The 12822-nt window shown below is 60.9% G+C and carries 9 protein-coding genes, 1 tRNA gene and 1 pseudogene; 7 read left to right on the forward strand and 4 right to left on the reverse strand.

The features are described 5' to 3' along the window. The 3 genes from IQ292_RS15815 to IQ292_RS15825 all read left to right on the forward strand — a co-directional run. A partial coding sequence (locus IQ292_RS15815; RefSeq protein WP_203311298.1) for a calcium-binding protein occupies positions 1-233 on the forward strand: 233 nt, incomplete at its 5' end. A 1427-nt stretch (positions 234-1660) separates the two neighbouring features. Then, positions 1661-3841: a type I secretion system permease/ATPase gene (locus IQ292_RS15820; protein ID WP_203311299.1), complete on the forward strand. Its 2181-nt coding sequence runs from the start codon at positions 1661-1663 to the stop codon at positions 3839-3841. After that, entirely contained in the window at positions 3838-5232 is a 1395-nt protein-coding gene (locus IQ292_RS15825) for an HlyD family type I secretion periplasmic adaptor subunit (protein ID WP_203311300.1), read from the forward strand. The genes IQ292_RS15820 and IQ292_RS15825 overlap by 4 nt, the downstream gene beginning before the upstream one ends. A gap of 1132 nt (positions 5233-6364) precedes the next feature. Here IQ292_RS15825 and IQ292_RS15830 read toward each other — a convergent pair. From IQ292_RS15830 to IQ292_RS15840, 3 genes and pseudogenes are all read right to left on the reverse strand, one after another. Then, a protein-coding gene (locus IQ292_RS15830) for an IS5 family transposase (RefSeq protein ID WP_203311301.1) occupies positions 6365-7116 on the reverse strand; the annotation gives its coding sequence in 2 pieces (ribosomal slippage) (positions 6365-6787 and positions 6790-7116; 750 coding nt in all). Between the two features lie 128 nt (positions 7117-7244). Beyond that, complete coding sequence (locus IQ292_RS15835; protein ID WP_203311302.1) at positions 7245-7823, reverse strand: hypothetical protein; 579 nt, start codon at positions 7821-7823, stop codon at positions 7245-7247. Between the two features lie 568 nt (positions 7824-8391). Then, positions 8392-8513, reverse strand: a pseudogene (locus IQ292_RS15840) (IS3 family transposase); the annotation flags it as partial. 851 nt (positions 8514-9364) lie between these two features. Between IQ292_RS15840 and IQ292_RS17940 the strand changes: the two are divergent. The 4 genes from IQ292_RS17940 to IQ292_RS15855 all read left to right on the forward strand — a co-directional run bounded on the left by IQ292_RS17940 (position 9365) and on the right by IQ292_RS15855 (position 11998). Next, positions 9365-9421, forward strand: a complete 57-nt coding sequence (locus IQ292_RS17940) for a hypothetical protein (protein ID WP_476749648.1) — start codon at positions 9365-9367, stop codon at positions 9419-9421. A gap of 21 nt (positions 9422-9442) precedes the next feature. Then, on the forward strand, positions 9443-9619 hold the full coding sequence (locus IQ292_RS17945) for a hypothetical protein (RefSeq protein WP_476749647.1): 177 nt from the start codon (positions 9443-9445) through the stop codon (positions 9617-9619). 325 nt (positions 9620-9944) lie between these two features. Next, positions 9945-11249 (forward strand): hypothetical protein, encoded by a 1305-nt coding sequence (locus IQ292_RS15850; RefSeq protein ID WP_203311303.1) that lies wholly within the window; start codon positions 9945-9947, stop codon positions 11247-11249. Positions 11250-11563: 314 nt separating this feature from the next. After that, positions 11564-11998 (forward strand): hypothetical protein, encoded by a 435-nt coding sequence (locus IQ292_RS15855; RefSeq protein ID WP_203311304.1) that lies wholly within the window; start codon positions 11564-11566, stop codon positions 11996-11998. A gap of 742 nt (positions 11999-12740) precedes the next feature. Here IQ292_RS15855 and IQ292_RS15860 read toward each other — a convergent pair. Then, a tRNA-Phe gene (locus tag IQ292_RS15860) sits at positions 12741-12816 on the reverse strand. Positions 12817-12822: the final 6 nt, after the last annotated feature.

A 12822-nucleotide genomic window follows, 5' to 3' on the forward strand; every position in this document is an offset into this window, starting at 1 on the left:
ATGCTGCTTATGGGATCGAGCAGATCAAGTTCGCCGATGGCACCACGTGGGACCGGGCTGCCATCCAGCAAGCTGCAACAAGCGAAGCAAGCACGATGGTATATAGATACGCTGCGCAAATGATCGAGGCTGCCGCCTCATTTGAAGCGCAGGGAGCATTTACAAGTAATCTTTCACTTTACGATCGGGTGGAGCCGCTTGCTCGTGAAATATTCGCTCAAACATCCTCTTGATCATAGATTTTGCCAATATGCGCATTAATAGCTGACCTGATGTGCGTGATTGCAAATTGACCTATCTTTCGACGTATTGGTTCAACTGAGACAAAGATGGGGGCTGTTGCTAATTTCAGCTCCGCCCCCTACTTTTCGGGCGAAATTTCGAGATATGCAGCCTGTATAAGCGAGCCGTGACCTGCCGCCCGTTTCCTGGACCGCCTTGAGTGGGAGTCTTTAATCGTAAAAGATGGCGCAAGAAGCGGACTGAGCATAAGATGATCTAATTTCTCGGAAGGCGCATATTGGACTTGTTGTGAAGTGCGCAGAATACGGCACGAGTGTTGGCGAGGCAGGCCGAAACAAAAACGGATTAGCCAGACGACGTTTTGCGCATGGCGCGAGAAATGTGCGGGGCTGATGTCGTCGGAGATGCGGCGGCTGGGATAGCGCGAAGAGGAGAGCATCAAGCTGAGGCAGCTCGTGGCCGACCTGCGCTTCTTTAACGCTTTGCTGCGGGACGAGACATTCGGATTACGGTCAATCCAGGTTTGATCGTAATCCGATTGGATCGCGAAAGGTCCGCGTTCACAAAGGAAGAGTTCATCTCGCGCGTCTTGGACCTATGGGCATAGTCCCGCCGTGTCACGCTGGACTTGAGTCGATGGGGCAAGCCGACATTCAATGCGCACATCGAACACTTCAGCGACTAGTTTCTTGCGAAGCGTCCAAACAACATGGGTTCACAAGCCCCCGAGGCCACGGTGCAACAAAGCGAAGGCTCGGCGACACGGCTTCGCCGAGGCGCGATGGCAGAGCGCCATCGGCGAGAATCCGCGGATTTCGCTGGTGAAGCGGTCAGCGCCGCACGACCAGCCATTGCCGGCAGATGCTGAATGACGACTAGCAGAGAGGCCAAAGTACGGGGGGGCGGCTCAGGTAGCCTGAAAATCCAGATCTAGGCCGATGAGAAACGGGGAAAGGCGCTACAATTACAGTCGGTCTTTGGCTGTATCCGAACACAAGCTCTGAGCGCGCCAAGGCGCGCACATTGTATTTGCTTGACGCCCGCCTTCGGTTCTCATGTTTAAATGTGTGATCAATCAAGAGCTGAATATTGCTGGCAAATCACAGGGACGCTGGTAATAAATTATATCCTATCATGGAAATTTTATGCCTACACTATAAAATCCGAAATTTACTTATCTCATTTGATTTAGTGGTGCAATAGAACAACCACGAATGTCCGACCAATATTTGTCCTAATTGATCGTTGAAGTGCAATCTAGCATCCATTGCCGTAAAGAGGAAAGATAATACGTGCAGCCGCCTTTCGACATCCTATAGGCGACCTAAGCGCTATATGATAGCGAGCAAAATCGAAAAATCGTCCGATATTACAAGTAAACATTGATATTATATTGGTTCGGTGTACGGAATGCTCGATGAATATTCTCAGAAGTCAGCGCCGGGGAAAGCGTGTGAACAAGGAAGTAAACGATAGATCCGCGGGAAATTCGGAGACGGGGGTGTTTGCCTTGGCGACGATACTAGCCATGCACAAGATCGCCGTTGATCCCAACCAGCTTCGCCATGAGCTCGGTCATGACCGAGCGCTCGACTCAGCCGATATCCTGCGCTTGGCAAAGCGGCGTGATGGCGTTCGTGCCAAGAGTTTAGATGCGACCATGGCGGTGCTCGAACGGCTGCCGCTGCCTGTTATAGGCGGAGGTCCGTCCGGCTGGTTTGTAATCGGTCGAGTGGGTGGTGACGACGTCCTGATCCAACGTCCAGGTTACCCAGTGGAGAAGCGCAATCACCAAGCTTTCACCGATATATGGTCGGGAGAGGTGATCCTCATTACCACCCGCGAAAGTGCTGGCGGCGCTGCAGGTCGATTCGACTTTACTTGGTTCATCCCGCAAATCGTGCGTTATCGCAAGCTGATTGGGGAAGTGCTTCTTATTACGCTCGCCCTCAACCTCCTTGGGTTGGCTGCCCCCTTGTTTTTTCAAGTCGTAGTCGACAAGGTTCTCGTTCATAATACGCTGGCCACACTTCAAGTCCTAGCAGCCGGTTTCGTCGCCGTATCGATTTGGGAGGTGGCATTTGGCTGGCTTCGCATTCGGCTTTATTCAGAGACTAGTCAAAAGCTCGATGTTGAGCTCGGCGCCAAACTATTCCGTCATCTGCTCGGCTTGCCCCTGTCATACTTTGAGGGGCGGCGGGTCGGCGATACGGTGACTCGCATCCGCCAACTCGAATCCATCCGCGAGTTCCTAACCAACGCGTCCCTGTCTGTGCTCGTCGATCCAGTGTTTACCATTGTGTTTCTCGTTGCGATGTGGATCTACTCTTCTACGCTCTTCTGGATCGTCGCCGTGACGATCCCTGCTTACATCAGTGTGTCCGTCCTCGTCACCGCGCCTCTGCGGCGACGGCTCAACGAAAAGTATGAGCGTGGATCCGCCAACAACGCGCTTCTCGTCGAAAGTGTCTCAGGTATGCAGACGGTCAAGGCCGCCGCGGTTGAGCCGCAATGGCAGGAACGCTGGGAGCGTCAGCTCGCGGGCTACAGCGCCGCCAATCAACGCGTCATCAACCTCGGCAACACCGGCAGCCAAGCGGTCCAGCTGATTTCCAAGATGAGCATGGCCGCGATCCTCTTCTTCGGAGCGCGGGAGGTCATCGTCGGCGCCTTGACCGTCGGAGGCCTCGTCGCCTTCAACATGTTCGCGCAGCGAGTTTCCGGTCCCGTCATCCGGATCGCGCAGCTGTGGCAGGACTTCCAGCAGGTCCGCCTCTCCATCGATCGGCTGGGGGACGTCCTCAACACACCCGTGGAGCCAGGTGCCGGATCGCGTACCGCCTTGCCTTCACTCAACGGTGCGATACGTTTCGAAAGTGTCAGGTTTCGCTACACATTCGACGGTCCTTGGACGCTCGACGACATCACATTCGAGCTACCGCCAGGCGGCACTCTGGGAATCGCAGGCTCTTCAGGATCCGGCAAGTCGACACTAACTAAGCTGTTGCAGCGGCTGTACACCCCAGCCGCAGGTCGGATTTTCATTGATGGTGTAGACATTGCCCAGATTGATCCCGCGTGGCTGCGTCGGCAGATCGGCGTCGTCCTACAGGAAAACCTCTTGTTCAATCGGTCTATCCGCGAGAACATCGCACTCGGCAATCCCGCCATGCCGCTCGATCGCGTCATGGCTGCGGCCCGGCTGGCGGGTGCCCACGACTTTATCCTCTCGCTCGCGCAAGGATACGACACCATCGTCGAGGAGCGCGGCGTCAATTTGTCGGGTGGCCAACGACAGCGGATTGCGATCGCCCGCGCCTTGGTCACGCAGCCGCGAATCCTGATTCTCGATGAGGCGACCTCAGCCTTAGATGCTGAAAGCGAGGAGATCATCCAGACTAATCTCAATGCAATGGCGCGAGGTCGCACCGTGTTGATCATCGCCCATCGTCTGTCGGCGATACGGCAATGCGATCGTATCATGACTCTTGAGAAGGGGCGGGTCGTAGAAGTTGGCAGCCACGAAGAATTGCTCCGCCTGCGCGGCCGTTACGCGGACCTTTATCGCCGTCAGATGGGGGTGAGAGGTCAGCCATGAACGTGCTCAGCCGTCATTGGAACGTGGCAAGGATGGCTCTTGCTGACGAAAAAGCCCGGGCGAAGGCGTTGGTCCGGACCGAGGAGGTATCGTTCCTTCCGGCTGCCATGGAACTAGTTGAGCAGCCGGTGTCACCGACTGCAAGAGCAACCAGCTGGTTGCTGCTGATCGGCTTGGCGATCGTTCTTCTATGGTTGACCCTCGCTAGGATCGACGTGGTGGCATCGGCTCAAGGCAGGTTGATCCCCATCGACAATGTTAAGCTTATTCAAGCCGCTGAAGCCGGTGTGGTAAAGGCTATCTACGTACGTGACGGGCAACGCATCCGTGCGGGGCAGACGCTCATCGAACTCGATCCCACTGTGTCGAGTGCTGATACCGCACAGGCGGAAAAAGCCTTGGAGACGGCCGAGCTTGACGCCGCGCGGGCGCGTGCGATCTTGTCTGCTCTTGATGGACATGGGCTCGTCTTCCGAGCTCCACCGGGCACTTCGGCTGTCGTGGCCAGCGGGCAGGCCGCGCTTGCCCGTGCGCAGCTCCAAAACATAGTCGCGACCGCTGCAGCGCATCACGCCGACCAATTGGCAGCAATATCCGCGCATGGCGAAGCCACCGTGCAGGCTGCCAAGCTCGCCGAGACATTGCCGCTGCTCGACGAGCAAATCGCGGCAAATGAACAGCTTCTCGTTAAAGGCTTCGTATCAAAGCTTAAAGTCCTCGAAATGCGCCGGCAGCGACTTGCTGCCGCGCGGGATCGCGACATCGCTCTACAGACTACCAAGAAGGCAGCAGCGCAGATGGCCGCCGCTGGAAGCAGCGTCATTCAGTCACGGGCTGCGGCTAGGACGAAGATCTTGGAGGATCTCACCAAGGCGGAGGCGGATGCCCTCCTCCGTCGGGGAGAGCTCGATAAAGCCCGGCAGCGCTCCAGCCTGCAGCGGTTGGTCAGTCCAGTGGATGGGACGGTCACGCAACTTAGTGCGCACACCCTCGGTGGAGTTCTCGAAGCTGCCAAGCCTATTATGGTCATTGTGCCGAGCCGCGGATCTTTGGTGGCGGAAGTCAAGGTTCTCAACAAGGATGCTGGCTTCGTAAGCATCGGGCAGCCGGTTACAATTAAGCTTGAGGCATTTCCTTTTACACGCTACGGAACGGTGACAGGTCGCGTTGAAAGTATTTCATCGGATGCGATCGAAAACGAGAAACTTGGATTAATTTACACGGCGAGGGTTTCGTTAAGTAAAGTTCACATTGGGCGTGATGGTGATGCACGAGAAATGTATCCGGGCATGGCTCTGACGGCCGATATTAGGACAGGACAGCGGTCAATATTGAGCTATCTAGTGAGCCCGATAGACAAGGCGCGGCAAGAGGCGGCGAGGGAGAGGTAAAATACGTTTGATCTAGCATGGCGCCTGACCTGCTCGCCGTTTGCAAGCCACTGTTAAGTCAGGTTCGGTATCCTCATGCCCTTGGCGGAAGCGGTTGGTGGAAATCGGCGGGCGACAAGCTGCCGAGTCTGTTGTGCGGATGCGCGGTGGTGCAGTCTGTCCGCCATGCCTCCATGATCCGTCCCGCCGCAGTTTGCGAGGGGAAAGGGTGCTAGTTCAGACACTCGTCGCGCAAGTAACCATTGACCGATTCCACGGAGACATTCTACTGTGGCCTGCCAAGCAATGTAATGCCATTCGACGCCGGTGTCTTGGCACTAGGCAAGGATGGCGTGAATGGTCAGCTCGGTGAAGTTGTCACTGACCATCATGCACGGTAGCCCGCGACGCTCGGCAAGGGCAGTGATTTCGCGGACGACAGGACCCTGAGCTTGAAATCCGAACCGCGGTCGCTCATCGTCTCCACTGCGCGTGTCATAAGTGTCGATCAGGACCTAACGCTACAAACGAAAGAGCTGGCCAAAGCCGTGAGCGGGAGATGTTGGCCGTTTAGGTAAATGGCGCGAGGCTGAGCTGGTCCGGCGTGATCGAAGCTATCGATTTCCTGCGGGTCGGCGACGCGCCCGTTTCGGGTGTGCTCGATAGCCTTGGCCGCTCTATCCTGACTTGGTCGAACTCGCGGCCGGATCTCCCTAGGGCCAAGACTCAACCAGTGCAGCCCTCGTCGGTAGCCAGCTTGCCTGCCTCGACGGTGCCATAGCAGCCGAAGCTTGAACGTTCGGCCTCGCACTTACCGGCGACGCTGTCTCCGACCTTTGGCTCGTGTGACTGACCGTCCAAATAGAAGAGGCATCTGCCTTGGCAGTCGGTCTCGCCGGAGCAGCTCTTGCCAGCGTCACCGTAATGGAACTGGCAGAACGGACTTCCAAATGGAGCGCGGCTTTCATAGCCGCCTTGGGCCCGACAGATCTTCGCCTCCGTCGAGCTGAGCCGCTTTGGCGGGGCCGAACAGCTTCCGGCGCACGCAATCGTGACAAGCAACAGGCCGACCCGAGCGGCATGACCGTAGATGCCCAACTTCATGAACACCTACATCTCACGTCCTATCGCGGCTTGCCACCCACGAGGCTGTTCAGAGCCAGAAGGCGATGGCAGTTGCGAGTGCCACGCCTGAGAGGAAGTTGGCGGCGAGCTTGTCATAGCGGGTCGCCACACGACGGAAGTCCTTGAGGCGGCAGAAGGCGTTCTCGATCAGGTGGCGACCGGCGTAGCGGTTCTTGTCGTAGCGGATGGCGTGCTTGCGGTTGCGTCGGCCGGAGATCACCGGGACGGCGCCGGCATCGCGGGCCAGGCGGCGAAGCTGGTCGGCATCATAGCCCTTATCGCCGAGCAGGTAGCGCATGCGCCCGGCGCGTTCGAGGAGGGCAGGCGCGGCTTTCACGTCGCTGACGTTGCCGGGCGTTAGCATCAGCGCATAGGGACGGCCGATGACGTCGGTGAGCGCATGGACCTTGGTGGTACACCCGCCGCGTGAGCGGCCGATCGCCTGCGCCGAACGCCCCCTTTTGCGCCGAACGCCGCGCGTTGTGCCTTCACATAGGTGCTGTCGATGGCGGTGCTTCTCGTCACAGCGCCCGCATCCACCAGAGCGTCGAGCAGCTTGAGCCAGAAGCCCCGGTGCGACCAGCGGTTGAACCGGTTGTACACCGTCGTCGACGGCCCGTACTCGGCCGGGCAATCGCACCAGCGGCAGCCGACCTTCAGCACGTGCAGGATGCCCGAGATCACCCGCCGGTCGTCCACCCGCCGCGCTCCCGGCTGGTTCTTCGGCAGATGGGGCTCGATTGCTGACCACGCCTCGTCCGACAACCAGAACAGCGCCATGCCCGCACTCCCGTGATCCACACCCGCACTGAATCAGGAAAGCCGCTCCGCCTCAACCCGCTGATTGAGTTTGGACCCTAAGTGGATGCCACCAGTTCCCATCCCGCCGCCTAGAAATGCATCTCCGTTCAGGATCCCGTTGTAATTCCATGATTTACCGGCACCCCCAAATCTTCAAGCAAAATGTATCTCCAAGGAAAGGGCGTGGCTGTACTTTGATGCTCTTCTATAACGCTATCTAGCGCGGCACGGTTGGGTAAGATCAGTGACACGTCGTCGGGTCCGAAACGAAGTTCGTCTACACGTAGGCGCCATTCCCGCTCCCACGTGTGGTCGGTTGGTGGTGAATAGGATAGGTCGAAGCGCACGTGAAGGTGCTGGAGCTCAGATGGCAGCTTGGCATAATCATCATCGGCTTGATAGAAAACGGGGCGGCCCCCCTTCTTGTAGATCCAGCTTTTTCTGAACATGACGCCAAAAGGCTTGTACTTAACCTCGCCTCGCGGGTGCGCGAGAAGGAAGCCGACTTTGGAGATCGGGGCCTCACTAAAGCATACGCAGCGGTGCTGCCCCTTGATGAATCCCGTCCCGCCGATCAGTTTCCGTTGGTTGATAATGGACACGAAGGACACCAGGGCCTGCTCAGGCTCGCCCTTGGTCAGATGGATGAGGCGGTCGCTAAGATCGTCGCGGATGATGGTTGGCATGACTCTCGCTATTTTAAAGGGCGCGTTTGAAGCGCCAGGTCCGTTCCGTTGCACAGGAAGGAAATCATGTGACGGAATGCTTTGACAAATTCTTACCCTCGACCGGCCGTCTCGTGGGGATATGACGATGTCGTCTGCGGAGTAACGCACATCGCAATGCTGTATAGGCGATCGCTGGAACTCGTCGGGCCTAGCCCCAATTGCAGCGGTCTAGGCCATTCCATACATTGCCGCCTTTCAACCAAGCTTTATGTTAGAATGAAATCAGCCTGAGCCGCTCAGATCGGGCAAATGCCTACATGTCTCGGCGAGTGAATCTGGCTTACTTACCATGGAAGGAGCCGCGGCTAGATCGCCCTCCCCCCGATTACGCCGGACCTGGCGAGCATCAGTTGACGCTGGGCTGAGCCGCTGCTGTCAATCTGCCCTACATGTTAGCGCAGCCGCAGTGGAGTTACGCCGCGCCCGGCCAAACCCTGGTCTGCATCACTGCGCGCGAACATTTGGCCAACCACGCTCGCCCCTTGGATGAATTGAGCAGCCCACATTGAGTGGTCCGGGTTGTCAGCTAGTGCATTGTCGTCTCCGCCGCCATTGCCGGGCGTAGGTTGAGCGAACCGGAACCGGTAATGGCGGCGTCGCCGCTTCTGGGGCGGGTGGGCGGTAGCCCAGGCTGCTATGTGGCCGGACACAGGAACCCGCTATACCGATGGCAGGGCTACCTCGGCGGCGCACGGCCATGCTCCGTCGGCAACACGCTGCTCAGGCAAGGCGCGACCAGGATCGCAGTCTTCCATGTTCTCACGCAAGCCGTCCCGTCGCAGAAGTGCGCGAGACTGATCGCGCGGGCAGCCGATCGGGCCGCGATCGCGGGAACCGCCGGAACGGCGCCTACCGCAGGTCCGGCGGCGGCGCGACGTGCGCCCTCCGCCGCTCGTCCGCCCGCGAACGGACGGCGCCAGGCACTTGGTTCTTCGCCGCTCGGGAGGGATGCCGCGACGTTTCCGGGGCTAAGATAGCGATGGCCACCTGAGGCATAACAGGGCGAGCATGGCGAAGGGAAGGATGGTTCGACGGGCCACCGGTCCCGTGCCGTTGCGACCTTGGGAACCGGCCGATCCGGGCGACGTGACCCTTCGCCGACGAAATCGTAACGGGGCGAGCATGTTGACGATCTCGGCGTAGGGCTGCGGGCGACCGAGTTCGCGCAACTTGATGCTAGACGGGATTCGTCTAGTTCTGGATGCTCGATCACGCTGGAGACGAATGCAGATGGGCGATCCTGTCGACGTGCGCACGACCGAGTTCGCCGCGGCACTGACGATCGCGTGGCTGGGCAATCTCAACGCCCGCATGGCGGCGGACGACGTGCCGGCGTCCTGACGGCGATGCATCAAGCCGTCTCGTCGCTACTTGACGCCGCGACGACCCCGCCAGCGGCGCCGCCCCCTCCGGTTCACGAGCCGGCCGTACCGGTGCGCTGGTCGCTTTCCTAGAAGGAGCATATCGTCTCCATGATCGATGGAAAGCCCTACAGGACGATGCGCCGACATGTTTCGAAGCACGGCCTGACCCCCGAGGAATATCGGGCGCGCTGAGGCCTCAAGCCGGACTATCCCATGGTCGCCGAAGCCTATTCGGAGAGCCACCGCGCGATGGCCAAGAAGATCGGCCTCGGGCGGAAGCCGGGCAAGCCGGCCCAGGCGGAGCCCGAGGCCAAGGCCGTCAAGCCGCGGGCGGCCCGTTCCGCCAGAACCACAGGCAAGGCGCCCTCGCAGAGCGGCGCGCGCGAATAGTCCCGGCTGAACTTGAGCAGGCCGTGCCCGTATTAGAGAGACATGGCGTCGATCGACCTTCTGAGTTCGGCGGCGCATGGTCGAGGCGAGGACGATCGCCAGAGGCGGCCCATGGCGGCCTGCGCTGTTGCCAGCGCACCAATTCGCCGCGAGAAGCATGTCCGTCCAAGGCGATGTTCGCGCGCCCTTCGAACGGAAGGGCATGGCAGAGGGATGTGACCGGCATGCTCAACAACCTGCCGCTCCTGGCGCGATCCGGCGCTGACGCTCGACGCGATCGAGCCGGCCGCCACGCCCACCGGGGCGGCGGCATTCGGCACGGCCGATGATATTCGCGCGTCGCGCCCTGCAACGCCGCCTGGACGAACTGCGGCAGGCGATGCCGGAAGACGCCGTGAAGGCTCTGAGCAGGCGCCTGAACGTCGCGGGCCGCGATCGCATGGCGGCGATGTGGGAGGTCGTCGTCCTGCACGGCCTCTCGTTCTGCGGCACCTTGGCCTACGAGCAGCCGCTCGCATCCGGGCGACGCCCCGACGTCCGATTCGAGGGCGGACGGCTGGCGTTCACCGCCGACGTGACCTGCGTTTCCGACGACGGTCTCGACGAGGCCAATCCCTTCCAGCTGCTCGGCCAGGAGATCGAAGCCGCCAAGACCAGGCTCGGCATGCCGCCGGGCGGGGCGGACCTGCGCGTGCTCGATCGCACGGAGAGGGTGAGGGCGGGCGAGCGACGTAGCCTGCGGCTGCCGCCCCGTAAGCGGATCCGGGAGTTCGTGGCCGAAGCGATTGTGCCTCGTCTCCGGGAGCAGATGAGGGCCGGGGCGACGACGTTCCATGTTGAGATCGACGACGAGAGGGCCGGTCTCGTGCTGTCGATCGATCCGGCGCGGGGCCGCTACAGCTCGGGTGGCCATGCCACATACGACGTCCCTGCCAGCCTCACGTCGAACCCTCTGTGGAAGGCGCTGCGGAAGAAGGCGGATCAGCTACGCGGCGCTCCAGGAATCACCGGCATCGTCGTGGGAGACGGGGACTGCGCGGCACTGCGAGAGCTGCCGACGCGGCGTAGCGACAAGGGGCCCGGCGATATTGCGACCGAACTGCTTCGGCAATGCACGTCAGTCGACTTCGTCCTGCTGCTCTCGGTGGCCGAGGAGTCCTACCGCTTCGGTCGGGCCGGGTCGCCCACGCGGCATGTGGCCCCTCTGCTCATCGCACGGGATCGGGGTCTGGGTGTTCGGCTCGAGGATCTGTTCGGCAAGATGATTGACGCCATGCCTCGCCCGGTCATGATGCCGGTCAACGCGGCGCTTCGGGCGCGCGAGGACGACTACGACCTCGGTCACCATGGAGGCTACGGGATGAACGGCGGGAAGATCCGCATCGGCTCGAGGGAGTTCACGGAGATCCTGGCCGGGCTTCGCACCATCCGAGACGACGGGGCGAAGCATGTCAGGGCAGAGGGGACCGGAGGCGGACGCCCGAACGTCGTGGAGGCAGTGGTCCTCGCCAACCTTCGACAGGGAAGGCTGCCCCGGTCCATATCGGTCGTGCAGACGGACGAGAACGACGACGACTGGATCGAGATCGAGTTCGGCGATCCGGATCCGGCGATCAGCCCTCTCCTGTAGCCGACGACCCGTCGTCTCCGCGGCCAGGAACCCGGGGGCACCCGCAAACGCGTGGGAACGTCCGCTTCAGCAGCCCCGCGGACTGCTGTATGCCATAGGGATGACTGACGCTCCCGCCAGACTGATCTTCCCCGATACCAACGTGCTCATGCACGGACGGCCTCTCGCCGAGCTTCCCTGGCAGGAGCTTGGAGAGGCCGCAATCGACCTCGTGCTTGCCCGTACCCGTCGTCGCCGAAGTCGATGACCACAAGTACAAGAGGGGGCGGCTCGGCCGGACTGCGAGAGCGTGGAACGCGCGGATAAGAGAACTGATGGAAGCGCCGGAGCGCACCATCGTGATCCGCGACGGGGCGCCGCTGGTGCGATTGCTGCTCCCGCCGGGCGGCGGTCTCCGGGCGGCGGTTCGGGACGGCCTCGACCTGACCTACGGAGACGATGCGATAGTCAATCAGGTGCTGTCCTGCCTGGACTCCGGCTCGGACGTCGCCCTGTGCCAGAAACTGGGCCTCGGCCCTTCCGCCGAGCATGCGACGTCCGACGCGAACGCTCTGCGAAACAGCGTCGGAGCCAATGCAGGGGGATGGCGATGGTGGGATTCGGGCGAGGTGACGGAGGAACTGCTCCCCGTGCTCACCCGAACGGTACGCCGCGCTCTCGGAAAGGCGGCCGCGATGGAGCCGCAGATGAGAAAGGTTGATCCGTCCCCGACAGCTGGTCGACCTGGCTGCTGGCTCACTTCGACATGATCTGGGAAGCGGTCTGGTTCGATCGCCCGCAGAGGAGCTGACGCGGTACCGGTCCGGCCGGCCCGCTCTTACGCAGGGCGCCTCCTCCGGTAGAGCGCAACTCCGGCTCCCTCATCGTGGCGCCATGGCGATCAGGGGTCGGGCACTGGTTCGATCGCCCCGAGTAACCCTCGGCGCTCAGCCGAACGGGTCATCAAGGACGCGCCTGCGGCCCGCCCCGCGCCTCGGGGTGACGCCATCCGCCCTCAGCCGAACCCTGCGCCGTCTGAAGGAGAGGCTGGGGCTGCGGCTGCTGTCAGGAAGACGCGAAGCGTCGGTCCCACCGAGGCGGGGGAACTGCTTTACGCCAGGCAGGTACCTGCGGTCGCCAGCCTCGAAGATGCCATCGACGAGGCTGGCGCGCTGCGCGGCGACGCGGTCGGGACCGTGCGGCTCAACCTTTCGAGCCTCGCGGCGGAGCTGCTGTTACTCCCCCGTCTCGCTCGCCTTCGGGCGCTGTATCCCGACGTGCGGCCCGCCGCGCCGACGATGTGATGTCTTTCCTGGCACTTGGCTTCACGATGGAGCAGGTAGAGATGCTTCCTGCGGTCGTGCGCCGCTTCTGATGCCGATCTACTGAAGCGAAGCGGGCTCGGTCGAAACGGCTATCTCGCAAATTTTGCATTGCCTAAGCGTGGCTCAGAGCATCGTAAGCGTTTGAACCATGCCCGCTAGCGTGCAGGATCACAAAGCTGAAAAGTGGTGGTGCCTAGGGACGGGATCGAACCGCCGACACTGCGATTTTCAGTCGCATGCTCTACCAACTGAGCTACCTAGGCTTGCCG

It is taken from the genome of Sphingomonas beigongshangi (genome assembly GCF_016820445.1).
Lineage (GTDB): Bacteria > Pseudomonadota > Alphaproteobacteria > Sphingomonadales > Sphingomonadaceae > Sphingomonas > Sphingomonas beigongshangi.